Annotated in this window: 20 protein-coding genes; 8 read left to right on the top strand and 12 right to left on the bottom strand. The window is 75.7% G+C overall.

Annotated elements, in window-relative coordinates:
• Nucleotides 1-276: 276 nt before the first annotated feature.
• From NRO40_RS07415 to NRO40_RS07435, 5 genes are all read right to left on the bottom strand, one after another.
• Nucleotides 277-3,372 carry an efflux RND transporter permease subunit gene (locus NRO40_RS07415; RefSeq protein WP_058941324.1) on the bottom strand — a complete coding sequence of 1,032 codons (3,096 nt, stop codon included), beginning with the start codon at nt 3,370-3,372 and terminating at the stop codon, nt 277-279.
• Nucleotides 3,373-3,517: 145 nt separating this feature from the next.
• Nucleotides 3,518-4,219, bottom strand: coding sequence for a response regulator (locus tag NRO40_RS07420; RefSeq protein WP_058941323.1), 702 nt, complete (start codon nt 4,217-4,219; stop codon nt 3,518-3,520).
• On the bottom strand, nt 4,216-5,466 hold the full coding sequence (locus NRO40_RS07425) for a sensor histidine kinase (protein ID WP_058941322.1): 1,251 nt from the start codon (nt 5,464-5,466) through the stop codon (nt 4,216-4,218). Before NRO40_RS07425 ends, NRO40_RS07420 begins: the two co-directional genes overlap by 4 nt.
• A gap of 549 nt (nt 5,467-6,015) precedes the next feature.
• A complete protein-coding gene (gene pspAA / locus NRO40_RS07430; RefSeq protein WP_058941321.1) occupies nt 6,016-6,297 on the bottom strand; it encodes a PspA-associated protein PspAA in 282 nt (93 codons plus the stop codon).
• Nucleotides 6,298-6,310: 13 nt separating this feature from the next.
• Entirely contained in the window at nt 6,311-7,111 is an 801-nt protein-coding gene (locus NRO40_RS07435) for a PspA/IM30 family protein (protein ID WP_079046916.1), read from the bottom strand.
• Nucleotides 7,112-7,376: 265 nt separating this feature from the next.
• Between NRO40_RS07435 and NRO40_RS07440 the strand changes: the two genes are divergently transcribed.
• The 4 genes from NRO40_RS07440 (at nt 7,377) to NRO40_RS07455 (ending at nt 12,020) form a co-directional block, all read left to right on the top strand.
• On the top strand, nt 7,377-7,973 hold the full coding sequence (locus NRO40_RS07440; RefSeq protein ID WP_079046915.1) for a DUF3043 domain-containing protein: 597 nt from the start codon (nt 7,377-7,379) through the stop codon (nt 7,971-7,973).
• Between the two features lie 59 nt (nt 7,974-8,032).
• Complete coding sequence (locus NRO40_RS07445) at nt 8,033-8,767, top strand: class I SAM-dependent methyltransferase (protein ID WP_079046921.1); 735 nt, start codon at nt 8,033-8,035, stop codon at nt 8,765-8,767.
• 125 nt (nt 8,768-8,892) lie between these two features.
• Entirely contained in the window at nt 8,893-10,755 is a 1,863-nt protein-coding gene (locus tag NRO40_RS07450) for an ABC transporter ATP-binding protein (protein ID WP_232791001.1), read from the top strand.
• Between the two features lie 164 nt (nt 10,756-10,919).
• Nucleotides 10,920-12,020: a S1C family serine protease gene (locus NRO40_RS07455; RefSeq protein WP_058941317.1), complete on the top strand. Its 1,101-nt coding sequence runs from the start codon at nt 10,920-10,922 to the stop codon at nt 12,018-12,020.
• 218 nt (nt 12,021-12,238) lie between these two features.
• Here NRO40_RS07455 and NRO40_RS07460 read toward each other — a convergent pair whose 3' ends face one another.
• A complete protein-coding gene (locus NRO40_RS07460) occupies nt 12,239-12,445 on the bottom strand; it encodes a hypothetical protein (protein WP_058941316.1) in 207 nt (68 codons plus the stop codon).
• A 92-nt stretch (nt 12,446-12,537) separates the two neighbouring features.
• On the opposite strand from NRO40_RS07460, the gene NRO40_RS07465 reads away from it, so the two are divergent.
• Together NRO40_RS07465 and cobT are read left to right on the top strand one after the other, a co-directional pair.
• Nucleotides 12,538-13,737: a bifunctional adenosylcobinamide kinase/adenosylcobinamide-phosphate guanylyltransferase gene (locus NRO40_RS07465; RefSeq protein WP_058941315.1), complete on the top strand. Its 1,200-nt coding sequence runs from the start codon at nt 12,538-12,540 to the stop codon at nt 13,735-13,737.
• A 30-nt stretch (nt 13,738-13,767) separates the two neighbouring features.
• Nucleotides 13,768-14,859 (top strand): nicotinate-nucleotide--dimethylbenzimidazole phosphoribosyltransferase, encoded by a 1,092-nt coding sequence (gene cobT, locus NRO40_RS07470; protein ID WP_058941314.1) that lies wholly within the window; start codon nt 13,768-13,770, stop codon nt 14,857-14,859.
• Nucleotides 14,860-15,703: 844 nt separating this feature from the next.
• Here cobT and NRO40_RS07480 read toward each other — a convergent pair.
• On the bottom strand, nt 15,704-16,558 hold the full coding sequence (locus NRO40_RS07480) for a hypothetical protein (protein ID WP_408056980.1): 855 nt from the start codon (nt 16,556-16,558) through the stop codon (nt 15,704-15,706).
• A gap of 80 nt (nt 16,559-16,638) precedes the next feature.
• Between NRO40_RS07480 and NRO40_RS07485 the strand changes: the two genes are divergently transcribed.
• Nucleotides 16,639-17,439, top strand: coding sequence for an adenosylcobinamide-GDP ribazoletransferase (locus tag NRO40_RS07485; RefSeq protein ID WP_232790999.1), 801 nt, complete (start codon nt 16,639-16,641; stop codon nt 17,437-17,439).
• 46 nt (nt 17,440-17,485) lie between these two features.
• Here NRO40_RS07485 and NRO40_RS07490 read toward each other — a convergent pair whose 3' ends face one another.
• The 5 genes from NRO40_RS07490 to NRO40_RS07510 form a co-directional block, all read right to left on the bottom strand.
• A complete protein-coding gene (locus tag NRO40_RS07490; protein WP_058941313.1) occupies nt 17,486-18,319 on the bottom strand; it encodes an endo alpha-1,4 polygalactosaminidase in 834 nt (277 codons plus the stop codon).
• Nucleotides 18,316-18,933 (bottom strand): spherulation-specific family 4 protein, encoded by a 618-nt coding sequence (locus NRO40_RS07495; protein ID WP_058941312.1) that lies wholly within the window; start codon nt 18,931-18,933, stop codon nt 18,316-18,318. Before NRO40_RS07495 ends, NRO40_RS07490 begins: the two co-directional genes overlap by 4 nt.
• Nucleotides 18,934-19,164: 231 nt before the next feature.
• Nucleotides 19,165-20,745 carry a hypothetical protein gene (locus NRO40_RS07500; protein WP_058941311.1) on the bottom strand — a complete coding sequence of 527 codons (1,581 nt, stop codon included), beginning with the start codon at nt 20,743-20,745 and terminating at the stop codon, nt 19,165-19,167.
• Entirely contained in the window at nt 20,745-22,271 is a 1,527-nt protein-coding gene (pelF, locus tag NRO40_RS07505) for a GT4 family glycosyltransferase PelF (protein ID WP_058941310.1), read from the bottom strand. The genes NRO40_RS07500 and pelF overlap by 1 nt, the downstream gene beginning before the upstream one ends.
• A gap of 55 nt (nt 22,272-22,326) precedes the next feature.
• The gene (locus tag NRO40_RS07510) at nt 22,327-24,378 is read right to left on the bottom strand and encodes a hypothetical protein (protein WP_058941309.1); all 2,052 of its coding nucleotides are present in this window, start codon (nt 24,376-24,378) and stop codon (nt 22,327-22,329) included.
• A gap of 305 nt (nt 24,379-24,683) precedes the next feature.
• On the opposite strand from NRO40_RS07510, the gene NRO40_RS07515 reads away from it, so the two are divergent.
• The gene (locus NRO40_RS07515) at nt 24,684-26,204 is read left to right on the top strand and encodes a leucyl aminopeptidase (RefSeq protein WP_058941308.1); all 1,521 of its coding nucleotides are present in this window, start codon (nt 24,684-24,686) and stop codon (nt 26,202-26,204) included.
• The last annotated feature ends 374 nt before the right edge of the window (nt 26,205-26,578 follow it).

Consider the following 26,578-nt stretch of genomic DNA (forward strand, 5'->3'; position numbering starts at 1 on the left):
GGGTGGCCGGGGTGGCCGGGCCCCTGGGGGTCGGCGCCTGCCGGTGGCCGGCGCCCGTCGCGGTGGCCGGCGCCCGTCATGGTCGCCGCTGCCCGTCGGGGGTGGGGGCCTCCGGGGTCGTCTCCTCGGGGTCGGCGGCCTCGGGTCCCGGCCAGGGAGCCCACCCGTCGCCGCGGACCCCGGGGACGCCCCCTGCACGGCCCCACCCCGGCCGGACGCCGTCTGCCGGTCGTCGTTTCCCGGGGGTCCCCCTCCCGGTCGGATGTCGGGTGGGGGTCAGGCGTTGACGAGGGTCTTGTCCTCCGTGGGGGTCGCCTTCGCCTCGCGCTTCGCGCGGCGGCGTTCCTTGCGCAGCTCGACCATCGCGTACAGCGTCGGCACCAGCAGCAGCGTGAGGAGCGTGGAGGTGATCAGGCCGCCGATCACCACGACCGCCAGCGGCTGCGCGATGAAGCCGCCCTCGCCCGTGATGCCGAGGGCCATCGGGAGCAGGGCGAAGATCGTCGCCAGGGCCGTCATGAGGATCGGGCGGAGGCGGTGGCGGCCTCCCTCGACGACCGACTCGATCACCCCGAGCCCCTGGGCCCGGTACTGGTTGATGAGGTCGATCAGCACGATCGCGTTGGTGACGACGATGCCGATCAGCATCAGCATGCCGATCATCGCGGGGACGCCCATCGCCGTGCCGGTGGCGATCAGCAGACCGATGGCGCCGGTCGCCGCGAAGGGGATGGAGACCAGCAGGATCAGCGGCTGGACCAGCGAGCGGAACGTCGCCACCAGCAGCATGAAGACGATCGCGATGGCCGCCAGCATCGCCAGGCCCAGGTTGGCGAACGCCTCCTCCTGGTCCTCCGACACCCCGCCGATGGAGGCCGTGGCGCCCTCCGGCAGGTCCAGTGCGTTGATCTTCGCCTGGAGGTCGGCGCTGACCGCGCCCGTGTTGTCGCCGGTCGGCTTGGCCGTGATGGTCGCGGCGCGGGAGCCGTCGATGCGGGTCATCGACACCGGGCCCGGCACCAGCCTCACGTCCGCGACGTCACCCAGCTTCACCGGGCCCAGCGGCAGCCGCCGCAGCTCGGCCAGGGTCCGCGCCGGGGCGGCGGAGGTGATGACGACGTCGCGCTCGGTGTCGTCGAGGACCGCCTTGCCGACGGGGGTGCCGCGCACGGCCTCGGCGACCGCCATCCCCAGCGCGGCGTCGTTGAGGCCCGCCTCGGCCGCGCGTGCGTCGGCCCGCACCGAGACCCGCGGCACGGACTGCGACAGGTCGCTCTGCACGTCGGTGACGTCGTCGAGTTCGGCCACCTCGGCCCGCACCTGCTCGGACGCCTTCTTCAGGGTGGCGGCGTCCGCGGCCTTCACCACGACGCTCAGGTCCTGGTTGCCGAAGCCGTCGCCCGCCGCGATCGTCGTGTCGCCGATGCCGCCCAGCTTGCCCAGCTCGGCGTCGATGCGGTCGCGGGCCCGCTCGTACGAGGCGGAGTCCGTCAGCGTCACCTGGTAGGACGCCTGGTTGGCGCCCGTACCGCCGCCGAAGGCCGCCATGAAGCCGGACGAGCCCACGGTGACCTGGTAGTCCTTCACCTCGTCGGTCGAGGCGAGGACCGCCTCCACCTTCCTGGCGGCGGCGTCCGCCGCCTCCAGGCTGGTGCCGGCGGGCAGCTCCTGCCTGATGGAGAGGACCTCCTGGTCGCCCTGGTCGAAGAAGTTGGTCTTCAGCAGCGGGGCCATGCCGAGGGTGCCGGCGAAGACGACGACGGCGATCAGGACGCTGGTGAGGCGGCGGCGCGTCGCGAAGCGCAGCACGGGGACGTACGCGCGCTGCAGGACGCTGCGGCTCTCCTTCTCCTCCGCCGCGCGCCGGGCCTCGTCCGGGTCGGCGGAGGTGCCCTTGGGGGCGCGCAGGAACCAGTACGACAGGACCGGCACGACCGTCAGCGAGACGAGGAGGGAGGCGAGCAGGGCCGCGGTGACGGTGAGGGAGAACGAGCCGAACAGCTCGCCCACCATGCCGCCGACCAGGCCGATCGGCAGGAACACCGCCACGGTGGTGAGGGTGGAGGAGGTGACGGCGCCCGCCACCTCGCGCACCGCCGTGAGGATCGCCGCCTGGCGCTCCTCGCCGTAGCCGAGGTGCCGCTTGATGTTCTCCAGGACCACGATCGAGTCGTCGACGACCCGGCCGATGGCGATGGTGAGCGCGCCGAGCGTCAGCATGTTCAGGGACAGGTCCCGCGTCCACAGCACGATCAGGGCGAGCACGACGGAGAGCGGGATGGAGACCGCGGTGACCAGCGTCGAGCGGATCGAGGCCAGGAACACCAGGATGACGAGGACGGCGAAGACCAGACCGAGCGCGCCCTCCGTGGTCAGGCCGGAGATGGACTTCGAGACGGCCGGGCCCTGGTCGGAGACGACCGTCAGCTCGGCGCCCGCGCCGAGGTCGGCGCGCAGTCCGGGCAGCTTGTCCTCGACGGCCTCGGAGATGGCGACGGCACTGCCGTCGTTGTCCATGGTGGCCATGACGGCGAGGCTCGGCTTGCCGTTCGTGCGCGTGAGGGAGACCCGCCGGGACTCCTCCTGCCGCACGGTCGCGACGTCGCCGAGGCGGACCGCGGCGCCCTTCGCGGGCTTGATCCGCAGGTCCTCGATCTGCCGCAGCGAGGTGAAGCCGCCGCCGACCTGGACGGTGCGGCTCTCGCCGGCCTCGGAGAAGGAGCCGGCGGGCACCGTCGCGCCGCCGGCGCGCAGCGCGTCGGCCAGCTGGACGGTGGTGAGGCCGGCCGCGCCGAGCTTCCGGACGTCGGGGGTGACGGAGACCTGGAGGTCCTGGACACCGTCGATCGAGACCTGGCCGACGCCGTCGATGTCCTCCAGCGCCGGCACGACGGTCCGCTCCAGCTGGTCGGCGAGGGCCTGCTGGTCCTTGTTCGACGTGACGGCGAGGACGACCGTCGGGATGTCGTCGGTCGAGCCGGCGATCACCTGCGGCTCGACGTCCTCCGGCAGCTGGGCGCGGGCCCGGTTCACGGCCTGCTGGACGTCGGCGACGAGCTGCTTGGTGCCCTCGTCGCCGTAGTCGAACGTCGCCATGACCAGGGCGTTGCCCTCACTCGCCGTCGCCGTGACGCCCTTGATGCCGTCGACGGCCTCCAGGGACGCCTCCAGCGGTTCGACGACCTGCTTCTCGACCACGTCGGGGGAGGCGCCGGGGTACGGCGCGAGGACCGACACCATGGGCAGTTCGATGGAGGGCAGCAGCTGCTGCTTGAGCTGGGGGATGGCGATCGTGCCGAAGACGATCGCGACGATCGACATCAGGCCTGTCAGGGCCCGCTGGGCGAGGCTGAGTCTGGACAGCCAGGACATGGCGTCTCGTGTCTCTCTTCCGCGGTGTGGCTCGACGTGGTGGGTGCTCCCCCACACCATCGGCCATCGCGGAGGGGCGATCCCTCGCCCCCAGGTCCATTCCTGGCGCCGCGCGTACCGCGCCCGGAGTACGCGGGCCGGGCGGTCACTCCACCCTTGGACGTACCAACCCCGACTCGTACGCGAAGACGACCAGCTGGGCGCGGTCGCGGGCCCCGACCTTCGCCATGGCGCGGTTCACGTGGGTCTTGACGGTGAGCGGACTGACCTCCAGGCGCTCGGCGATCCCGTCGTTGGGGAGTCCGGCGGCGACGTGGACGAGGACCTCGCGCTCGCGGCCGGTCAGCGCGGAGAGCCGTTCGGCGCGGCCGCCCGTCCCGCCGGCGCCGCCCGGTTCGCCGCCGCCCTGGGCGAGGAACCGGGCGATGAGGCCCTTGGTCGCGGCGGGCGACAGCAGCGCCTCGCCGGCGGCGGCGATCCGGATCGCGCTGAGCAGCTCGTCGGGCTCCGCGCCCTTGCCGAGGAAGCCGGAGGCGCCGGCGCGCAGCGACTGCACGACGTACTCGTCGACCTCGAAGGTGGTCAGCATGACGACGCGGACGTGGTCGAGGGCCGGGTCGGAGGTGATCTCCCGGGTGGCGGCGAGTCCGTCGCTGCCCGGCATGCGGATGTCCATGAGGACGACGTCCGGTCCGGTCGCGCGGGCCAGGGCCACGGCCTCGGCGCCGTCGGACGCCTCCCCCACGACCTCCATGTCCGGCTCCGACTCGACGAGCACCCGGAAGGCGCTGCGGAGCAGCGCCTGGTCGTCGGCGAGCAGCACCCTGATCGGCCCGGTGGTCGTCATGTGGCTCCGTCCTCCCCGCCGCGCGTGGTGAGGGGCAGTATCGCCTGGACGCGGAAGCCGCCCCCGTAGCGGGGTCCCGCGGTGAGCGCGCCGCCCAGCGCGCCGACCCGCTCGCGCATGCCGACGAGGCCGTGCCCGCCCGGAGCCCCGGCGGCCCCCGGCGCGCCGACGGCCTGCACCGGGGCGGTGCCGTCGTCCAGGACGGTGACCTCGACGGTACGGCCCACCCGCAGGACGCTCACCTCGGCGGTGGCGCCCTGGCCCGCGTGCTTGCGGACGTTGGTCAGGGCCTCCTGGATGATCCGGTACGCGGCGAGGTCGACGGCGGAGGGCAGGTGGGTGTCCTGGTCGGTGCGGGCGAGCCGCACCGGGAGGCCGGCGTTGCGGAAGGTGTCCAGCAGGTCGTCCAGGACGGCGAGGCCGGGCGCCGGCTCGGTGGGCGCCTCCGGGTCCCCGGACTGGCGAAGCAGGCCGACGGTGGCGCGCAGCTCGTCCAGCGCGGACCGGCTGGCCTCCCGGACGTGCGCCAGCGCCTCCTTCGCCTGGTCCGGGCGCTTGTCCATGACGTGCGCGGCCACCCCGGCCTGGACGTTGACCAGGGCGATGTGGTGGGCGACGACGTCGTGGAGGTCGCGGGCGATGCGCAGGCGCTCCTCCGCGACGCGGCGCCGGGCCTCCTCCTCGCGGGTCCGCTCGGCGCGGTCGGCGCGCTCCCGTATCGCGTCGATGAAGGCGCGGCGGCTGCGGACGGCGTCGCCCGCGGCGGCCGCCATGCCCGTCCACGCGAAGACGCCGAGGTTCTGCTGGGCGTACCAGGGGGACGAGCCGAAGGACATGGCGACGGCCGTCAGCACGGTCATCGTCGCCAGGCCGACGCGCCAGGTGGTGGGGCGGTCGGTGCGGGAGGCGACCGTGTACAGGGCCACGACGGCGCTCATCGCGACGGGCGCGGGCGGGTCGCCCGCGACGAACTCGGCGACGGTCACGGCGCCCGTGACCGCCAGCGCCCGCAGGGGCGCCCGGCGCCGGGCCACGAGGGCGGCCGCGCCGAGCATCATGAGGACGACGCCGGCCGGGCCGGGGGTGCGGATGCCGAACGTCGGGCCGGTGCCGTCACCGTGCGGGTCGACGAAGGAGCCGAGGACCATCGCCGCGAGGACGGCGGCGGCGAGCAGGGCGTCACAGGCCACCGGGTGGGCGCGCAGCCGGTCGCGGGCGCGGGTGAGGGCGTTTCCTTGTGCCGGCACACCGAGAGGGTAAGCCAGTCGGCTCCGATAGCCGCCGGGCCGGTACGCCTGGCCCGGCGGGGGCGGGGTGGGGCGGGGTCTCGTGGCCCGGCGGAGGCGAGGGTGGGGGTGGGGGTGGGGTCTGGTGGGCCGGCGGAGGCAGGCGCGGTCCGGAGGGCCGGTGGAGGCGGGTGGGCCCCGGAGGACCGGCGGCCGGGGCGGTGGGTCCGGCGGGTCGGCGGTGGCCGGTGCCGTGCGATGGGCGACGGTGGGTCCGGCGGGTCGGCGACCGGTGCGGCCCGGTGGGCGGACCATGCGGTGCGCTGGGCAGGCGGTGGGGCGCGCGGTGGCCTGACGGCGCTGGTGCGGTGCCCTGGGCCGGCGGTGGCCCGTGCGGTCCCGGTGGGCGGCGGCGGCCCATGCCGTGCGGTGGCCGGTGCGGTGGGCGCGGTCCCGTGGCGTACGGGAGCGTGGCGGGCACGAGGGCGCGGGTCGAGGCGGCGGACGCCCGGGGGCCCGCCGCCCGGGGTCACGCCGTGGTGCGGGCGCGGGGCCCGGGGCGTCAGGGGCTCACGCCGGGGGGATCAGGCCGTCCTCCGTGAGAAGGGACCGCACGTCCTCCAGGGACGCGTCGGGTGCCGGGAGGATGAGCTCGGACGGCTCCAGGGAGTCGTCCGGCAGTGGCTCGCCCAGCTCGCGGACCCTGCCCAGCAGCGCAAGCAGGGTCCGGCGGAAACCGGTGTCGTCACCGGTCTCCATCTCGGCGAGCAGTTCGTCGTCGAGCCGGTCCAGTTCGGCGAAGTGGCCGTCGGCCAACCTCACCTGGCCCTCCCCCATGATCCGAACGATCATGACGCGCCCGTCCTCACTGCTTGTCGAACCTCGGCCGCGCCTCCGGCCGGCCCTGACCCTGGTCCTGCTGCGTGCCGTCGGCGCCCTCGATGGCCTGCTGCGGCGTCGTGCCGCCCGCGAGCTCGGCCTTCATGCGCTGCAGCTCCAGCTCCACGTCCGTCCCGCCCGACAGGCGGTCCAGCTCGGCCTGGATGTCGTCCTTCGCCAGTCCCGACCGGTCGTCGAGGGCGCCGGAGGCGAGCAGTTCGTCGATGGCGCCGGCGCGCGCCTGGAGCTGCGCGGTCTTGTCCTCGGCGCGCTGGATGGCGACGCCGACGTCGCTCATCTCCTCGCTGATCCCGGAGAAGGACTCGGCGATGCGCGTCTGGGCCTGCGCCGCCGTGTACGTGGCCTTGATCGTCTCCTTCTTGGTGCGGAAGGCGTCGACCTTGGCCTGCAGCCGCTGCGCGGCGAGCGTGAGCTTCTCCTCCTCGCCCTGCAGCGTCTGGTGCTGCGTCTCCAGGTCGGTGACCTGCTGCTGGAGCGCGGCCCGCCGGGACAGCGCCTCGCGGGCGAGGTCCTCACGGCCGAGGGCCAGCGCCTTGCGGCCCTGGTCCTCCAGCTTGGCGGACTGGCCCTGCAGCTGGTTGAGCTGGAGTTCGAGGCGCTTGCGGGACGTCGCCACGTCCGCCACGCCGCGCCGGACCTTCTGGAGGAGCTCCAGCTGCTTCTGGTACGAGTAATCGAGGGTCTCGCGCGGGTCCTCGGCCCGGTCCAGGGCCTTGTTCGCCTTCGCGCGGAAGATCATCCCCATACGCTTCATGACACCGCTCATGGGCTTCGCGCGCCCCCTTCTGACCGACTTCGGCTGCAGCACTCCGACAGAACCCACAGTACGGGCCCCGCATCCATTACCGCACTGTTCGGGGGCCGATGGGCTCCTCCCCAAGGACGAGTGCGGGGCGACCCGTCTCCGGCCCGGGGAGTAGACGGCCCCGGGATCCGGTGCGGGCACGTACCGGATGGAGGACGCGGGCCGTTGCCGGATCGTTCCCCACGGGGGTGGGGTCCACACCCGGCACCCCGTACCCTTGGGGTTTGTGTTCCGTAGCCGTTCGAAGGAAGAGAAGGCCCCCACCGGCAAGGTGACGGCGGACCTCTCCACGCAGCCCCGCGACCCGCAGGCCCCCAAGGGCCGACCTACCCCGAAGCGGAGTGAGGCCCAGTCCCAGCGCCGCCGTGCGTCGACGCCGACCCTCGACCGCAAGGAGGCGATGCGCCGCCAGCGCGAGGCGCGCCGCGCCGACATGGCCCGCCAGCGGCAGGCACTCGCCACCGGCGACGAGCGTTTCCTGCCCGCCCGTGACCGCGGCCCCGTGCGCCGCTTCGTCCGTGACTTCGTCGACTCGCGGTTCTTCGTCGCCGAGATGTTCCTCCCGCTCGCCGTGGTCATCCTCGTCCTGTCGCTGATCCAGGCCGGGCAGATGCAGACGATCGCCACCATGCTGTGGCTGGGCGTGATCGTGCTGATCGTCGTCGACTCGATCGGTCTGTCGATCCGGTTGAAGAAGCAGCTCAAGCAGCGCTTCCCGAACGAGCCGAAGCGTGGCGCCGTGGCGTACGCGCTGATGCGCTCGCTCCAGATGCGCCGGCTGCGGCTGCCGAAGCCGCAGGTCAAACGGGGAGAGCGACCCTGAGTACCACGCTGTCGGAACCCGGGGGCGCGTCGGCCGGGTGGCTGGACGGGGTCGGGGGGCTGCGCGACACGGTCCGCCAGGAGCTCGTGGCGCGCCAGCTGGACGAGCAGATAGGCGCCCGCTACCCGGTGGGGCAGCGGCTGCGGATCCTCGACGTCGGCATGGGCCGCGGCACACAGGCCCTGCGCCTGGCGCGGGCCGGGCACACGGTGACCGGCCTGGAGTCCGACCCGGAGATGCTGGGCGCCGTCCGCGAGGCGCTGGCGACCGAGCCGGCCGGGATCCGCGAGCGGTTCCGGACGATCGAGGCGGACGGCCGGGAGACGGGCGTCCACTTCCTGCCGGGCAGCTTCGACGTGGTGCTGTGCCACGGCGTCCTCATGTACGTGGACGAACCCGACGCCGTCCTGGCCGGTCTCGCCCGGATGCTGGCGCCGGGCGGTCTGCTCTCCCTGCTCGTACGGAACGCCGACGCCCTGGCCATGCGGCCCGGGCTGGCCGGGGACTGGCCGGGCGCCCTGGCGGCGTTCGACTCCGACACCGACGCGGGCGGCCCCGGGCCGCGGGTGCGGGCCGACCGGCTGGAGACGCTCACCGCGACGCTCGCGGGCATCGCGGCGCCACTGCACGAGTGGTACGGGGTGCGGGTCTTCACCGAGTCCGTGCCGCCGGACCGGGGACTGCCCGCCGCCGACGAGCTGGAGCGGCTGCTGGCGGCCGAGGACCGGGCGGGCCGTACCGAGCCGTACCGCCGGGTCGCGGCGCTGCTGCACCTGTGCGGTGTGCGCGGCTGACGGGCGCGCGACGCGGACGGACGCACGGGGGCGCGGGGGCGGCCGTGAGGGGCGCGTGGGGGTGTGATCCGGCCTGATGCCGGTCACCGGGCAGGCGGGGGCCGCGTTTCCGCGTCTTTGTCGGCGTGAGCATCACCGACACCGCACCCGCCGCCGTCCCGCCCGACACCGACACCACCCCGCGGCTGCCCGCCCGGGAGACCTGGCGGGCCCTCTACCGGCACTTCCGGCCGCACCGCGCGGTCGTCGCCCTCGGCACCCTGCTCGCCCTCTTCGGGACCGTGGCGGGGCTGGCGCAGCCGCTCGCCGCGAAGGCGCTCGTCGAACGGCTGGGCCGGGACGAGCCGATCACCGGAATCCTGCTGGGCCTCACCGCGCTCGTGGTCGCCGGGACGGCGATCCAGGCGGCCGGCTCGTACCTGCTGGAGCGCACCGCCGAGTCGGTGGTCCTCTCCGCCCGCCGCTCCCTCGTCGGCCGGCTGCTGCGGCTGCGGCTGCCCGAGGTGGAGCGGACCCAGCCCGGCGACCTGATGTCCCGGATCACCTCGGACACGACACTGCTGCGGGCGGTCACGACCGAGTCGGTCGTCTCCGCCGTCACCGGCGGGCTCGGCTTCGTCGCCACCCTGGTGATGATGGCGCTGATGGACCCCGTGCTGCTCGGCACCACGCTGGGCGTGATCGTCCTGATCGGTGGCGCGTTCGCGTTCGCCATGCCGCGGATCGCCGAGGCCACGCGGCGCTCGCAGGCCGCGGTCGGCGAGATCTCCAGCCGTCTGGAGCGGGTCTTCGGCGCGTTCCGCACGGTCAAGGCGTCGGGCGCGGAGGCGCGTGAGACGGCGGTCGTGGAGGCGGCGGCGCGGGAGGCGTGGCGGCACGGGGTGAAGGCCGCGAAGTGGCAGGCCGTCGCCGGGTCCTCGGTGGGTCTGGCGGTGCAGGTGTCGTTCCTGGCCGTGCTCGGCATCGGCGGGGCGCGGGTCGCCGCGGGGACGATCACCGTCGCGGAGCTGATCGCGTTCCTGCTGTACCTCTTCTACCTGATCGAGCCGGTCTCGGCGCTGGTGCAGGCGGTGACGCAGTACCAGGTGGGGTCGGCGGCCATCGCCCGGATCGAGGAGGCGGAGCGGCTGGAGGTCGAGGACGCCGCCCCCGGGCCGACGGGCGCCGCGGCGGCGGTCGCGGGGACCGCGGCAGGGGCCGCGCGGGGCGTGGCGGGGGGCGGGCGGGGGCCGGCGTCCGTCGTCTTCGAGGACGTCTCCTTCCGCTACCGCGACGACTTGCCGTACGTGCACCGCGGTGTGTCGTTCGAGGTGCCCGGTCCCGGTATGACGGCGTTCGTGGGGCCTTCGGGCGCGGGCAAGACGACGGTGTTCGGGCTGGTCGAGCGGTTCTACGAGGCCACCGGCGGCCGTGTCCTGGTGGACGGCCGGGACGTGCGCCGGTGGCCGGTCGCCGAGCTGCGCGGGGCCATCGGGTACGTCGAGCAGGACGCCCCGGTGCTGGCCGGGACGCTCCGCGAGAACCTGCTGTTCGCGGCGCCGGACGCCACGGAGGAGCAGGTCCGGGCGGTGCTGGTGCGGGCGCGGCTGGACGGGCTGGTGGAGCGGCTGCCGGACGGCCTGGACACCGTGGTGGGGCACCGGGGGTCGAAGCTGTCGGGTGGCGAGCGGCAGCGGGTGGCCGTCGCGCGGGCGCTGTTGCGCGGGCCGCGGCTGCTGCTGCTCGACGAGGCGACGTCGCAGCTGGACGCGGTGAACGAGCAGGCCCTGCGGGACGTGGTCGCCGAGGTGGCGCGGGAGGTGACCGTCCTGGTGGTGGCGCACCGGCTGTCGACGGTGACGCTGGCGGACCGGATCGTGGTCATGGACGGGGGCCGGGTACGGGCGGTGGGCACCCACGAGGAGCTGGTGGCCGGGGACCCGCTGTACGGGGAGTTGGCCGCGACCCAGTTCCTGGCGTCGCGGGGCCAGGGGGTGTCCGGAACGTAGCGGCGTCCGCCCGCCGGCCGGGCGGGGCTTCCCGGACGCCTCCGGGGAGCACGGGCTCCGGCCGGGGGCGGCGGTACCCGGCCGGATGCCGCCGCACGGCGGGCGAGCCCCTATCGGATGCGCTGCGCGGGCAGGAGTCGAGGGGCGAAAGGGATACTCCGGACATGGAAGCCCTCGTTCCCCGCGTCCGCGCGCTGGTGCCGTCCCTCGTCGCAGCGGGGTGCGCGGCCGCCCTGCTCGGCGGCTGCTCGACCCCACCGCCCGCCGGACCGGCCGCCGCGGGCCCGCGGGCGACGGCGCCGGCGCCGGCGACGGCCCGGACCGCGGCGCCGCGGCAGGCGGCCGACCTGCAGAGCGAGTACCAGACCGTGATCCGGGACGTGCTGCCGTCCGTCGTCACCATCGAGGCGGGCGAGGGCCTCGGCTCGGGGGTGGTCTACGACACCCAGGGTCACATCGTGACCAACGCGCACGTGGTCGGTGGGGGGCGCACCTTCCGGGTGACCGTCGCCACGCGCGAGCAGCCGCTCACCGCGCGGCTCGTCTCCAGCTACCCCGAGCAGGACCTCGCCGTGATCAAGCTGGAGGGCCCCCCGCCCCAGGGCGTCCGGCCCGCGCGGTTCGGCGACTCGTCGAAGGTCGAGGTGGGGCAGATCGTCCTCGCCATGGGGTCACCGCTCGGGCTCACCGGGAGCGTCACCCAGGGCATCGTCTCGGCGATCGGACGGACCGTCAGCGAGAGCCGCTCCGGGGGCGGTACGGGCGCGACGATCGCCAACATGGTGCAGACGTCCGCGCCGATCAACCCCGGCAACAGCGGGGGCGCGCTGGCCAACCTCGACGGCGAGGTCATCGGCATCCCCACCCTCGCGGCGGTCGACCCGGAGGTGGGCGGCGGCCCGGCGGCCGGCATCGGCTTCGCGATCCCGGTGTCGACGGTGCGCACGATCGCCGACCAGATCGTGCGGTTCGGCAGCGTGCGGGACTCGGGGCGGGCGGCGCTCGGCATCTCCGGGCGCACGGTCCTCGACGACGACTACCGTCCGACGGGCGTCGCGGTGGAGCGGCTGATGGAGGACGGGGCGGCGCAGGCGGCCGGGTTGCGCGTGGGCGACATCATCACCCGACTGGGCGACGCGGAGATCACGACGATCACGTCGCTGCTGGAGGCGCTCGCCGCGCTCGAACCCGGGCAGCGGGTGCAGGTCCGCTACCTGCGGGAGGGCCGCAGCCGCACGGCCACGGCGACGCTGGGCGAGGTGTGACGGTGCCCTCCCGCGCCGCGGGCACGCGCCCCGCCGGAGCGGGACGGCGGCTCCCGGCGGAACGGCGGCTCCCGGCGGAACGGTGGCCGGCCACGAGTGCCGGGCGATCGGTTCCGAGGAGCGGGCGATCGGCCCCGGGTGTCGGGCGGGTCACCCCGGGCGCGGGCGCGGGGCGGTCGGCCCCGGGCGCGGGGCCGACCGCCCCGGGGGCCCCGCGGTCAGCCCTCGGCGTCCAGGGGCATGGGGCCGTAGATCTTCGTGCCGTCGTCGAAGAGGGTGACCTGGTCCGCGCCGCCCTCCAGCAGGTCCCTCCACTGCTCGCCGATCCACGACTCGGCGTCGCCCTGGGTGGTGAACTCCTCCGGCCTGACCGCCGGCTCGACCTCCGTGCCGTCGGACTTCTCGAACCGCCACGTCCACGCCATGTGCGCCTCCCGATCACAGCCACCTGTGGTCTTTCCTGCCCGCAGCGTAGCCGGGCGAGCAGCCGCGCGGGGGTCGCGGGAGGATCGGTACCGTGGAACTGACCCTGCTCGGCACCGGCGCCCCCGCCGGACTGCCCCGACCCGGCTGCCCCTGCGCCGTGTGCGCCACGGCCCGGGGACCGTACGCGCGCGCCGCGACGTCCCTCCTCGTGGACGGCGCCCTGCTCCTCGACCTCACCCCGGGCGCCGCCCTGGCCGCCGCCCGCTCGGGGCACACCCTGTCGGGGGTGCGGCAGGTGCTGCTGACCCACCCCCACGACGGTCCGCCCCTTGAGCTGCCGGCCGGGCTGCCGGCGGCGGGCCGCGTCCCCGACGGCCGCGAGCTGACGCTCATCAGCGGGCACCGGGTCCGCGCCGTGGCGATCGACGCCCCGGGCACCGGGTACGAGGTGACCTCCCCCGAGGGCCCCCGTCTGCTGTACCTGCCGCCGGGCGGCGCCCCGGCCGGGGCGGTGGAGCAGCGGCGCCCGTACGACCTCGTCGCCGCCGACGTCACCGGGCGGCCCGGCGCGCTCGCCCGGCTGCGGGCCACGGGCGCGGTGGGGCGGGACACGGACGTGGTCGCCGTCCACCTCGACCACGACGTGCCGCAGGGGCGCGAGCTGGACCGGCGGCTCGCCGCGGCGGGCGCGCGGGCCCTCACCGACGGGACGACGGTGACCGTCGGCGCGTACCGGGAGGCGCCGCCGCTCCCCCGCCGCACGCTGGTCACCGGCGGCGCGCGGTCCGGGAAGTCCCTGGAGGCGGAGCGGCGTCTGGAGTCCCACCCCGACGTCGTGTACGTCGCGACGGGCGGGACGCGCGACGGCGACCAGGAGTGGGCCGCGCGCGTGGGCGCCCACCGCGACCGCCGGCCCGGCTCCTGGCGCACCGAGGAGACCTGCGAGGTGGCGCCGCTGCTCGCCGCGGACGGGCCCCCACTGCTGGTCGACTGCCTCTCCCTGTGGCTCACCGACGCGATGGACCGGGTGGGCGCGTGGGACGACGAGACGTGGAGGCGCACGGGCGAGAAGGCGCTGCGCGAGCGGGTCGACGAACTCGTCGCCGCGGTCCGCGCCACGACCCGCACGGTGGTCGCGGTCACCAACGAGGTGGGCGCCGGCGTCGTGCCCGCGACGGCCGCGGGACGGCGGTTCCGCGACGAGCTCGGGCGGCTCAACGCGGCCTTCGCCGACGAGTGCGAGCAGGTGCTGCTGGCCGTCTCCGGGCAGGTGCTCGTGCTGCGCGGATGAGCGTCGTCCGCGCCCGGTACTGTTCCGCGAATGAGCAGGCTGAATCTCGACGACTTCTCCGAACTGATCGAGCGTCCCGACAGCGGCGTCCGCCGGGACGCCGAGGAACGCCGGGAGCGGCTGGGCGTCCCACCCGGCGCGCTGGGCCGGCTCGACGAGCTCGGCGAGTGGCTGGCCGCCGCCCAGGGCGCCGTTCCGGTACGGGCGGTGGAGCGGCCGCGGGTGGTGCTGTTCGCCGCCGACCACGGCGTGGCGGAGCTCGACGTCTCCGGCCGGTCCGCCGGGACGGCGCACACGCTGGTGCGCGCCGTGCTGGACGGCTCCAGCCCCGTCGCCGTGCTGGCGCGGCGGGCCGGCGTGCCGGTGCGCGTGGTCGACGCGGGCCTGGACTGCGCCCCGGAGCTGCTGCCCGAGGAGGTCGTGCGGCACCGGGTGCGGCGCGGCAGCGGGCGGATCGACGTCGAGGACGCCCTCACGGCGGAGGAGGCCGAGCGGGCCGTGCGGCTCGGCATGGCCGTCGCCGACGAGGAGGCCGACGCGGGGACCGACCTGATCGTCCTGGGCGACCTCAGCGTCGGCGGGACGACGGTCGCCGCCACCCTGATCGCCGCGCTGTGCGGCACGGACGCCTCGGTGGTGACCGGACGCGGTGGCGCGGGCATCGACGACCTCGCGTGGATGCGCAAGTGCGCCGCCGTCCGCGACGCGCTGCGCCGGGCGCGGCCGGTCCTGGGCGACCAGCTGGAGCTGCTGGCCGCGGTGGGCGGCGCGGACGTCGCGGCGATGACCGGCTTCCTGCTCCAGTCGGCGGTGCGGCGGACGCCGGTGATCCTGGACGGCGTGGTGTCGGCGGCGTGCGCGCTGGTGGGCCAGCGGGCCGCGTTCCGGGCACCGGACTGGTGGCTCGCGGGCCAGGTCAGCGGGGAGCCGGCGCAGGCGAAGGCGCTGGACCGGATGGCGCTCAACCCCCTGCTGGACCACGGCGTCACTGTGGGGGAAGGAACCGGGGCGTTGCTCGCCCTCCCCCTCGTCCAGGCCGCCGCGGCGCTCGCGGCGGAGCTGCCGGTACGGCCTGACCAGCCCGCCGGGCCGGACGCGGGCCCGGAGGGCGGCTCGGACTGACGTCACCGGTGCGGCCCCTCGCGGAGCGGGGACGGCCGCACCGGGGACCGGCCGTGGAACGCGACGCCCCGCGACGGCGCACGTTTCACGGAGAGGCCCGGTGTGAGCACCGAACGACGAGGCCCGCGGCACACCGCCGGCGGGCGAGGGGGACGCCGGACGGGGCTCCGCGGCGACGGCTGCGCGGGGGGCGTGCGGTGAGACCGGCCCTGGAGGGGTTCGCCCGCCGGGAGTGGGGCCCGTTGTTCGGCACGGTTCGGGCGGCCCTGCGCGACCGCGGCTGGCGGGCGGTGGCCCTCACGCTCGGCGCGGTGTGCCTGACGTCGCTGTTCCAGCTGGTGCAGAACCAGCCGTGGGGGTACGGGCCGGTGCAGGCCGTCGGCTCGGTGCGGGCCGAGGACCCCCTGTGGCAGGCGCTGCTGCGCACCCCGCTGTCGCTCTTCGTGCCCGCGCTCGACCTGCCGGTGTGGGGGGCGCTCGCCCAGGTGCTGGTGGTGTTCGGCATCGCGGAGGTCTGCCTGGGCCGGGCGCGCACGCTGCTCATCGCGTACACGGCGACGCTGGCGGGGACGACATACGCGCGGGTGGGGATCGCGCTGGGGCCCGACGCCCCACTGGGGCTCGGCCTGCCGGCGTCGGACGCCCGGGTCGTCGACACCGGCCCCTCGGCGGCCGTGGTGGGACTCGCCGTCTTCGTGTGCTGGCGGTACCGGGCCCGGCTGACGGGCTGGCTGGTGATCGCCGCCATGGTGGTCGAGGTGGTCGTGAAGCCGAATCTGGCGGGCAAGGAGCACCTCGTGGCCATCGCGGTGGTCGTCGCCGGGTACGGGGTGGTGCTCTGGCGTCAGCGCCGGTCACCGTCACCGGTCACCCGCCGGCCGCCGTCACCGGTCCCCCGCCCGTCGCCGTCGCCGCCACTGGTGCCCGGCCCGTCGCCGTCGCGGGTCACGGACGGCAGCCGGTCGGGGAAGCCCGCGACCACGTCCTGGAACCTGCGGGCGAGCCGGACCCAGCGGCGGTCGTGACGGTAGGCCCGCAGCCCCGCCCTGGCCCGGGCGCGCGGCCGGTTGCGGTAGGCACGCCGGGACCACGGGGAGCCGGGGCGGGCCAGCCGCAGGGCGCCGACGACGGCGACGAACGGCAGGAGTGTGCCGAGGACGGCCATGCGGAACTTGCCCTTGAGCAGGGCGACCGCCACGAACAGGACGTTCAGCCCCAGGGTGGCGAGCAGGTTCGCCCGGTCCTGCCGCTCCTCGGGGGTGAGCGCGTCCACGCCGAGCGGTGAGAAGCCGCCGAGGACGAGGCCGACGAGGGCGGCGGTGAGGACGACGGCCTCCACGCTCTTGCGGCCCTGCTCGGTCCAGTAGACGTCGTCGAGGTGCAGGATCAGGGCGAACTCGTCCAGGACGAGCCCGGCGCCGGCCCCGAACGCGACCGCGCAGACGAGGCCGGCCGCCGTGTGGCGGCCCGCGCCCAGCGCGCCCAGCGCGCCGAAGCCGCCCACCAGGGTGAGGACGACGCCCGGGACGACGTGGTGGATGTGCACCCCGCCGGTGGTGACGTTGCGGAAGGGTCCGCGGCCGGCCCGGATGAGCCGGGTGACGGTCCGGGTGATCAGGAAGGTCAGCACGAAGGACGCGAGCGCCACGAGGAGCGGGAGCTTGCCCGGCTCGACGACGTTGCGGGTGAACCAGTCCATGCCACCTCCGTCCGGTATGCACCGTCATGTGCAAGGTAACGCCGGAGGGGGCGCGGCGGGGCGCGGCAGCGGCGACTAGTGTGCGCGCGGTGACCACCACCGACCCGCTCCCTCCCCTGCACGGACTGCGCTTCGCCTTCGGCACGCTCACGGTGCTGCCCGCGCGCGTCGCGCGCTGGGACCGCGACGCCGCCCGGTCCGGGATGCTGTCCGCGCCCGTCGCCGGGCTCGTCGTCGGGGTGTGCGCGGCCGCCGCCGGCACCCTGCTCCTGCTGCTCGGCGCGGGTCCGCTGCTCGCCGCGGTCGCCTCCACGGCGGTACCGGCGCTGCTCACCCGGGGGCTGCACCTCGACGGGCTCGCCGACACGGCCGACGGGCTGGGCAGCGGCCGGCCCGCCGAGGACGCGCTGCGGATCATGAAGCGGTCGGACATCGGCCCGTTCGGCGTCGTCACCCTGCTGTTCGCGCTGCTCGCCCAGGTGGCGGCGCTCCACCAGCTGTACGCGGAGGGCTGGGGGCGCGGCGCCGTCGCGGCCGTGCTGGCCGGCACGGTCGCCCGGGTCGCGCTCACCCTCGCCTCCCGCGCCACCGTCCCCGCGGCCCGCCCCGAGGGTCTGGGCGCGGTGGTCGCCGGGACCGTCCCGCCGCGCGCCGCGCTCGCCGCCGCGCTGCTCGCCGTGGCCGCCTGCGCGGCGGCCGGGACGGTGGCGGGGCCGTACGGCGCCGTGCGCCACGCCCTGGCCGCGCTGGTCGCCCTGGGGGCGGCGGAGGTGCTGCTGCGCCGCTGCGTCGGCCGCCTCGGCGGGGTGACGGGCGACGTCTTCGGCGCGGTGGCGGAGACGGCCGCGACGGCCGCGCTGGTGGCCCTCACCCTCGGCTGAGGTCCCGGCGGGCGGGCATGCGGCGGGGCCGGCGCACGAGGAGCGGTCAGCAGGCTCGGCGCCAGACCCCCAGGTCGTACTTCTTCAGCATCGAGCTCATCCCGGTCCGCTCGGCCAGCGGGCAGAAGGCGCGGGTGGGCAGCTCGTACTCGACGTGGAAGACCGCCTTTCCCGCGTCGAGGAAGGGCGCGAGGGCGTCGCACTCGTCGTACTGGGCGCACTGCTCGTTGACGGCGAAGTCGAAGTCCCGTACCAGCTGCGGGATCTGGTCCAGGTCGTTCTTCAACCCGACGGACAGGCCGCGCTGGTGGGCGAGGCGGGCGATGAGGCGGTTGTAGCGGAGCTGGTCGGCGGCGGTCAGCGGGAAACCGGTGTCGTTGTCGTAGCCGTCCATGTTGTCCGGTTCGACGGCGTCGAAGCCCTTGTCGCGGCACATGTCGATCCGCGCCGCCATCAGCGGTTCCAGCACGTCGGTGCGGCGGATGTCGAGCCAGCGCTCGCCCTCCCAGCCGTTGCCCTTGCCGAGCACGGCCTTCGGGAACTTCGCCGCGTCGGGGCGGAAGTCCTCCCAGGCACCGGTGGACAGGTAGCAGATGACCTTGCGGCCGCGCGCGTGGAGGTCGGCGACGGCGGACGCGGGGTGGTCGAAGCCGTCGATGTCGTACACCGGCACGTCCACCCGCGGGTCGAGCCGGCCGCTGAGCTGCCACTGCCACGCCGCGCCCTGCCGGGGGCGCCACACGCCGCCCGTCGCACCCGGGGTGGGGGCGGCGCTGGAGCGGGGCGGCGGTTCGGGGTCGTCGTCGGGGGCGTCGGTGCACCCGGCGAGGAGGAGGGCCAGGGCGGCCGCGGCGACCAGGAGGAGGGGCGGGCGTCTCATCGGCGGTGCTCCAGTACGTGCGGGAGGGTTCCCCAGGGATGTGCCCCGTCACCGGGCACGGCGCACCGGACGGGCGCGGTGAGCCGGGCGTCCGGTGGCGCCGCGTACACGAGGTGGCAGTGGTGGTCGGCGACGGGCCGGTCGCGTTCGCCGGCCCGGTAGGTCTCCCACGGGCCTTCGAACGTGACCAGGAGGTCGGCGAGGGCGGCGTACGCCGGGTCGGGCGGGGTGCCGTGGTTGAGGACCAGCGTCGTGGCCCCGGCGGCGCGGGCCGCGACGGCGAGGCGCCGGTAGTGCGGGAGCGGCGCGGGGTCGGCGGCGACCTGGTCGAGGAAGGCGCCGTCCGTGCCGTACCAGTCGCGGTGGTGCAGCAGGTCCCGTACGACGTCGGCGTGGGGGCGGCGGCCGTAGTCGGTGTCGGCGTAGCCGAGGACGCGCACGCCGGCGGCGCGCAGCCGCACGGCCACGTCCGCGAAGGCGGGGTCGGGGGCGGTGCCGGCGCCGCTGGCCGGGTTGAGGACGACGCCGTACAGCAGTGGGGCGGCGGCGATGAGGGCGTCCCATTCGGCCGGGCGGTCGGCGGGGTGCTCGTAGTACGGCACGAGGAGGTTCATGCGCGGGCCTCGGGGTGGTTCGGGACGGGCTGGTGGTCCTGGGGCGGGCGTGGCGGGAGCGGCGGTCGGTCGGGGTCGGGGGCGGTCACGACGGGGGCGGTCACGGGGCGGGGGGCGGTCGGTCGGGGGCGGTCACGGGCCGGGGGCGGTCACGACGGGGGCGGTCACGGGGCGGGGGGCGGTCGGTCGGGGGCGGTCACGGGGGCCGGGGGGCGGAGGCCCCGGTCGGGGTCAGTGGCGGTGGGCGGTCGCGCGGCCGAGGAGGATCCCGCAGAGCGCGGCCAGGACAAGAGCCGCGGCGCCCGCCACCGCCGCGCCCACGGCCCGTGGTTCGCCGGCCCCGGTGACCAGCGCCGCGGTCTGGACGCCGGCCGCCGCCGCGCAGACGACGGCCGCGCTGAGCACCGAGCCGAACGACTGGAGCAGCAGCGCGGTCCACAGCACGGCGCCGATGAGCAGCAGCGTCACCAGCCGTACGCCCCCGAGCTCCGGCGCGCCCGGTACGAGTGCCGTCCCGGCGGCGGCCAGGACCAGCAGCACCGTCAGGTACGCGGCGAGGCAGAGCGCGAGGACGCCGCCCGCGGCCCGGCGGAAGGCGGCCGGACTGGTGGAGGCGCGCAGCCCCGCGAGGCTCTCGCCGCGGAAGCGGTGCAGCAGCCACTCGGCGGGTCCCATGGACAGGGTCAGGGCGACGGCGGACGGCGCGGCCACCGCGGCGGACGGGCCGTACGCGAGGACGTCGCCGATCGCGGTGTACAGCACCAGCAGGCCGGTACCGAGACCGAACAGCCCGTACGGGAGGGAGGCGGCGAACCGGGGCGCCGCACGGCTCCCCACGTTCGCACCGGTACGGCCCGCGGGCCCGCCGGCGCCCGCACCGGTACGACCCCGGCCCCCGGACCGGCCGGTACGGCCCTCGGGTGCGCCGGGCGCGGTCTCGACGGCCAGGGCGCGGGCGGCCAGGGCGACGGCCGCGAGCAGCGACGCCAGGATCAGCGCGGTCCGCGCGGCCGCCGGGAGTGCCGTGACCGGCACGGCGAGGGCGCCGCCGGCGAGCGGCAGCAGGGCGCCGAACAAGGACCTCTCCCGGCCCAGGACGAGGAGCACCGTGGCGGCCGCCAGGTACAGGGCCTGCCCGGCGGCGAACACGACGGCTCCCCACTCGCCCGGCCGGGCCGCCGCCACGGCGACGAGGGCCCCCAGGAGTCCGCCGAGCGGGGCGCCCACGAGGAGCGTGCGGGCGGCCGCGGGCCGGTCGCCGAGGCCGAGCCAGGCGTACGCGCGGTGCGAGAGCGCCTGGTTCCACACCCATCCGGTGACGGCGCCCGCGAGCAGCGGCACCGTGCCGGCGGGCAGTCCCAGGGCGCCGGGCGGGCCGGCGAGCAGGGGTGCGCCCAGGACGTAGGCCAGGCCGGGCAGGGCGAAGACGAGGCCGCGCAGGACGCAGTCCCTCAGGAGGTGCCCGGGGGTCCCCCCGGCGGAGCCGGGGGTGGTGGGCGTCCCGGCCGGTTCGGGGTGGCGGCGCTCCACGCGGGCGTAGAGCTCCTCGGCGAGGGCGAAGGAGTCCTCGCGGCCGTAGGTGAGCCGTATGTGGTCGTCCGTCATCCCGTCGGACTCCAGGATGGCCGCTATCTCGTCCGGGTGGACCGCCCGCGCTATCAGGTCCTCCAGCCGGGTGGTCAGCTCGTCGAGGGGGTCGGCGGCGGCCCAGGCGGGGCGTTGCCGGGGGGCGCGCGGTATGCGCGGCAGGGTGTCGACGGGCGCGCCGGGGCCGGCGGCGCCGGGCGGGGTGAGCCAGAGGGAACCGCTCATCAGACCGTCCCCTCCGTGGCGAGCTCCCGGTACCAGGGGTCGGTGATACGGAGCTGGAGCGTCCAGTCGCCGGACTCGACGGTGGCGGGCTCGGGTTCGGGGAAGCCGGCCAGCTCGCGGTAGATGCGCCGGAACCGGTCGACGGAGCGGCGCAGGGTGAACCGGTCGAGGACCCGCTGCCGGGCGCGGCGGCCCAGTTCGGCGCGGCGCGCGTCGTCGCGCAGGAGGGTGAGGACGGCCTCGGCCATGACGGCGGGTTCGCGGGGCGGGACGACGAGGCCGGTGTCCCCCACCGCCTCGCGCACGCCGCCGACGTCGGTGGAGACGGTGGCGCGGCCGCAGGACATGGCCTCGATGAGGGAGAAGGGGAAGCCCTCGCTGATGGAGGAGAGCATCACGAGGGTGCCGGCGGCGTAGGCGCCGGCGACGTCCTCGACGCGGCCCTCGTAGCTGATGCCGTCGCCCACGCCGAGTTCGGCGGCGAGCTTCTCCAGGCGGGTGCGGTAGTCCTCGTTGCCGGCGGGGACGGGGCCGAAGAGGCGCAGGCGCAGGGCGGGGACCTCGGCGCGGGCGATGGCGTAGGCCCGGACGAGGGTCTCCAGGTCCTTGATGGGGTCGATCCGGCCGCACCAGCTGAGGGTGGGGGTCCGCGGCTCGGGTCCGGCGAGCGGGAACGCGTGCGGGTCGACTCCGTTGTAGACGGTGCGGATGCGGTCGGCGGGGGCACCGCCGCGCTCCTCCCAGCGCCGGTTGTACCGGTTGCAGGGGGTGATGAGGTCGGCCTTGCGGTACCCGAGGCAGTTCAGCTCGCGGTAGAAGCCGAGGACGAGGGCCTTGACGGGCCAGCGCTGGGCCTCGGTGCGGTAGCCGAGGTACCGCTCGCGCAGGTAGATGCCGTGCTCGGTGAGGAGGAACGGTACGCCGTCGACGTGCTGGGCGACGAGGGCGGGGAGGGTGGCGAGGCCGCTGGAGACCGCGTGGGCGACGCAGTCGTCGGGTATCCGGGCGCCGAGCGGGCGCAGGGCGTGCTCCAGCAGGTCGGTGGCGGTCAGGGCGTCGTGGACGGTGGGCCGGGCCGCCGCGGTGTCCAGGTGCGGCATGGTCCAGATCCATATCAGGGAGCGCAGGGCGGCCTCGGAGCGCAGGGCCGCCGAGAGCCGTCCGCGGCGGGCCAGTTCGGCGAGGCCGAAGAGGCCCTCGGCGAAGTGGCTGCGGGGCGCCGCCGGGTCGAGGATCGCGAGCAGGAACCGCTCGTAGGTGTCGACGAAGCGCCGCCGCTCCCGGCCCAGGAGGGGCCGGGAGCGGCCGGGGGCCGGCCCCCACAGGGGGAAGGAGGTGTGCCGGCGGACGTTGGGCGGCAGCTGCCAGGTGACGGGTTCGCGGCCGCTGCCGGTGAGGGCGAGGACCTGGAAGTCGACCTCGGGCATGCCGCGGACGAGCTGGTCGCACCAGGTGCTCACGCCGCCGTGAACGTGCGGGTAGGTGCCTTCGGTGAGCAGGGTGACGTGACGGCCGCTGCTGGGCATGGTGTTCCCCCGGTGTGGACGGTCCGGCCGGTGCGGAGGGTCCCGTCCGGTGTGGTCAGGTGGTCGTCGGCAGCGTGAGGGTGAGGGCGGTCTGCAACGTGCCGGGAGTCTCCCAGGCGGAGCGGGCGCCCGCGTAGGGGGCGCCGAAGGCGCTCGAACCGAGCAGGGCGCGCTTGCGCGTGCCCTCGGGCGCCGTCACGGGGACGGCCACGCCGGTCGGCGCCTGCACGGTCACGGTACCGCCGACGCGGTACGCGATGATCCGGCCCCCGGCGAGCGCCCGGTCCCAGGCGGCGCGGCGCGCCAGCTCCACGCCGACGTCGCGGTGGCGGGGCGTGACGAGGGGGGTGTTGTCGGCGAAGAGGGCCCGGTAGTCGGCGAGGACCCGGTCGAGGACGGGGTAGAGGAGGCGCTCCTCGGCGAGGTTGGACTGGTGGGCGTAGTGCGGCCGCGGGTCGCCGGCCAGGACGTGGCGCAGCGCGGTGCGGGCCTCCTGCGGGACGATGTGCTCCGCGTACCCGGTGGCCGGGTCGAGGGGGGCGTCGAGGCAGGTGGAGGCGGGGTTCGTCTCGCAGACGCCGCTGCCGCCGTCGGAGCGGCGGGTGTAGATCCAGTTGTACTCGTCGGTCATCTCGGCGGCGGTGCCGACGTTGTAGTACACGTTCATGGGGTGGCGCGGCACGGTGAGGGCGGTGCCGACGGGACGCTGCGCGGGCTCGCGGGAGTTGTCGGAGGCGATCCACTTCACGCCGGTGTCGGCGAGCGCCCCGGCGAGGTTCGGGTTGTCCCGGGGCTGCTGGGGCAGGGTGGCGAGGCCGGAGTGCTCGCCGGTGACGAGCTCCGTCCGGTCGACGGGCAGCCCCTTGGCGACGGCCCAGGCGTGGTTGTCGCGGATCTGGGCGGCGATCTCGGCCCGGCTCACCCAGCGGGTGGCGCCGGTGGCGTCGGTGGCGCACCGCCAGGGGACGGTGGAGGTGTCCTGCACGCACCCGAGGAAGGGGTGGGTGTAGGTGTGGTTGACCCAGCGGTGGCGGGCGCGGTCGGCGAGGAGCTGGTCGGTGAGCGGGTCACCGCCGTGGGCGGCCTTCCACTCCTCGCCGGCGCCGGCGTTGTAGACCATGTCGAGGGTGAGGCCCGCGGTGCGCTGCCACGCGGCGGCGTACCGGGCGTCGTCGGCCGTCATGCGGATGGTCGAGGCGTCCTCGCCGTCCCCGCCGGGGCAGTCGAAGTCGCCGGGGGTGCAGTTGCGTTCGGTGTTCCAGCGGGAGTCGGGGGCGAAGACGTCGTCGACGTGGACGGCGAAGTGGTAGCGGCTGAGGCCGAGGTGGACCCCGCCGGTGAGCCATTCGACGATGCCCCGGGCGACCGCGCGGAACTGCCGCTGGTGCTCGTTGTAGGCGAAGGTGACGACCAGGTCGCGGCGGCCGTCGCGGACGTACTCGCCGATGAGGCTGGCGCGGCCGCCGCCGGCGACGGGCACGTCGAGGAGGCTGGTGTACCCCTCGCGGGGCCGGCCGGCGTAGCCGTGGCTCTCGGGGACGGCCGGGTCGTTGTCCTCGAAGACGACGGGCCCGTCGAGGTAGCGGAAGGGGCCCGTGCGCCCGGCCGCGGTCACCGCGGCGGCCGTGCCGTCGAGGGTGCCGGCGTAGCCGCCCTGGTCGGTGTGGTCGAGGCCGACGCCGGGGTGCGCCCAGGTGTACGCGTCGACCTGCGGGATGGCGTAGGCGCGCCGGTAGTCGGCGAGGGCGGCCCGCTCGGCGGCGCCGAGGCCGGCGGGGGCCTCGTTCGGCAGGATCACGCCCTGGAAGCGGGCCCGGGGCCGGCCGGTGGCGGGGTCGCGGGGGTCGGCGAGGAACGCCGCGTCGATGACGGGCCGTCCGGGGTCGTCGAGCGCGATCCGCCGGTGGGGGACGCCGGAGGCGCGCAGTTCGGATGTGAGGGCCGCGACGCCGCCGCCGCCGTCGTCGACGACGAGGACGGTGAGGTCCACGCGGGGGGCGACGGTGGTGGCCGCGCCGGCCGGCGCGGCCGGCGGGAGGGTGGTGAGCAGGGCGGCGGCGAGCAGGGCGCCGGCCGTCGCGCGGGCCCGGACTCGGTGGTGGTGCATGGGATTTCCCCCTGACGGGTGCTCCCGAGCGACGTGCCCGCACCGGGAGGATCTGTGGAGATGATGCAAACGGGTACGTGGTCGCCTTGCATGAATGCTCGGAGTGTGACGCAGCTCTCATGCGGTGATCCGCAAAAAATGAAAGAGACGCCTCGGAAGAGTGAACTCCCGCCCTCGTGAGCGAAAACCACGCGCGCGCGTAGGCTCGTGCGTGACGCTCCAACGGGCCGAACTACCATGCGGCGGGCACGGTCGGCCCACCCCTCGACCGCGAAAGAACTCAACGGAAGCGAGATTTCACCACCGTGACTGCTCTCACTCTCAGCACCGCCGGTGCCGCGACGCTGCGCGTCGACGCCCTCGTGGTCGGTGTCGCCAAGCCCGCGGACGGCGGCAAGGGGCTCGTCGCCGCGCCGGGCGCCGAGGCCGTGGACGCGGCGTTCGACGGAAAGCTCGCCGCCGTCCTGGAGACCCTCGGCGCCTCGGGTGCCGAGGGAGAGGTGACCAAGGTGCCGACGTCCGGCGGCCTGAAGGCACCCCTCGTCCTCGCGGTCGGCCTCGGCCGCGCCCCGTCGAAGGAGGAGGCGTACGGCACCGAGGCCCTGCGCCGCGCCGCCGGTGCGGCCGCCCGCGCCCTGACCGGTACGAAGAAGGCCGCCTTCGCCCTGCCCGTCGAGGCGGTCGAGGACGCGGAGGCCGTCGCCGAGGGCGCGCTCCTCGGCGCGTACGCCTTCACCGCCTACCAGGAGCAGGGCGAGGACGCCCGCCGCCCGCTCGCCGAGGTCGTCCTGCTCGGCGGGAAGCCCCGCGACAAGGCGTACAAGGCGGCCGCCGAGCGCGCGCTGGCCGTGGCCGAGGAGGTCAACCGCGCCCGTGACCTCGTCAACACCCCGCCCAACGACCTCACCCCCGAGGCGTTCGCCGCCGTCGCCACCGCGGCCGGCAAGGAGAACGGCGTCAAGGTCCAGGTCCTCGACGAGAAGGCCCTGGCCAAGGGTGGCTACGGCGGCATCCTCGGCGTCGGCGCCGGCTCGCAGAACCCCCCGCGCCTGGTGAGGCTCGCCTACACCCACCCGAAGGCGGAGAAGACCCTCGCCCTGGTCGGCAAGGGCATCACCTACGACTCGGGCGGCATCTCCCTGAAGCCGGCCGGCCACAACGAGACCATGAAGTGCGACATGGCCGGCGCCGCCGCCGTCTTCGCCGCGGTCGTCTCCGTCGCCCGCCTCGGCCTGCCGGTCAACGTCACCGGCTGGCTCGCGCTCGCCGAGAACATGCCCTCCGGCTCCGCCACCCGCCCGGGTGACGTGCTGCGCATGTACAGCGGCAAGACCGTCGAGGTGCTCAACACCGACGCGGAGGGCCGCCTCGTCCTCGCGGACGCCCTCACCCGCGCCTCGGAGGAGGAGCCGGACGCGATCGTGGACGTGGCGACGCTGACCGGCGCGATGGTGCTGGCGCTCGGCAACCGCACGTTCGGGATCATGGCGAACGACGACGCGTTCCGCACCGCCGTCCACGAGATCGCGGAGGAGGCCGGCGAGCAGTCCTGGCCGATGCCGCTCCCGGCGGAGCTGCGCAAGGGCATGGACTCCCCCACCGCCGACATCGCCAACATGGGCGAGCGCATGGGCGGCGGCCTCGTGGCCGGCCTGTTCCTGAAGGAGTTCGTCGGCGAGGGCATCACCTGGGCGCACCTGGACATCGCCGGCCCGGCGTTCAACGAGTCCGGTCCCTACGGCTACACCCCCAAGGGCGGCACCGGCTCGGCCGTGCGGACCCTGGTGCGGCTGGCCGAGCGCACCGCCGCGGGCGACCTGGGCTGACGCCGGGTCCCGGGGAGGGCCGCCGGGCCTCGAGGGCCGGCGGTACGGGACCACGGAACCGGCCGCCCGGCGGGCGGTCACCGCACACGGCCCCGGACGTCACCCGTCCGGGGCCGTCGCCGTCCCCGTTCGCCCACGACGAAATCCGCACGCGCGTACGCGGCGGCGACCTCCGCTTCCGGACGCGCGGCCCGTCCCGGGAACCGGCCCCGCGTCCCGCACGTCCGCGACAAGTGCGAAGATGGGTTCCCGGCAGGACAGGGCCCCCACCACAGGGCCGAAGAGACAGCGGCCGCACACCAGCCGACCGACCGGTCATCCCCGCCGAGGGGACACGGTTCCGGCGACCGGCGCACATGCATGGAGGACGTGAC

The sequence above is a fragment of the Streptomyces changanensis genome (genome assembly GCF_024600715.1).
Lineage (GTDB): Bacteria > Actinomycetota > Actinomycetes > Streptomycetales > Streptomycetaceae > Streptomyces > Streptomyces changanensis.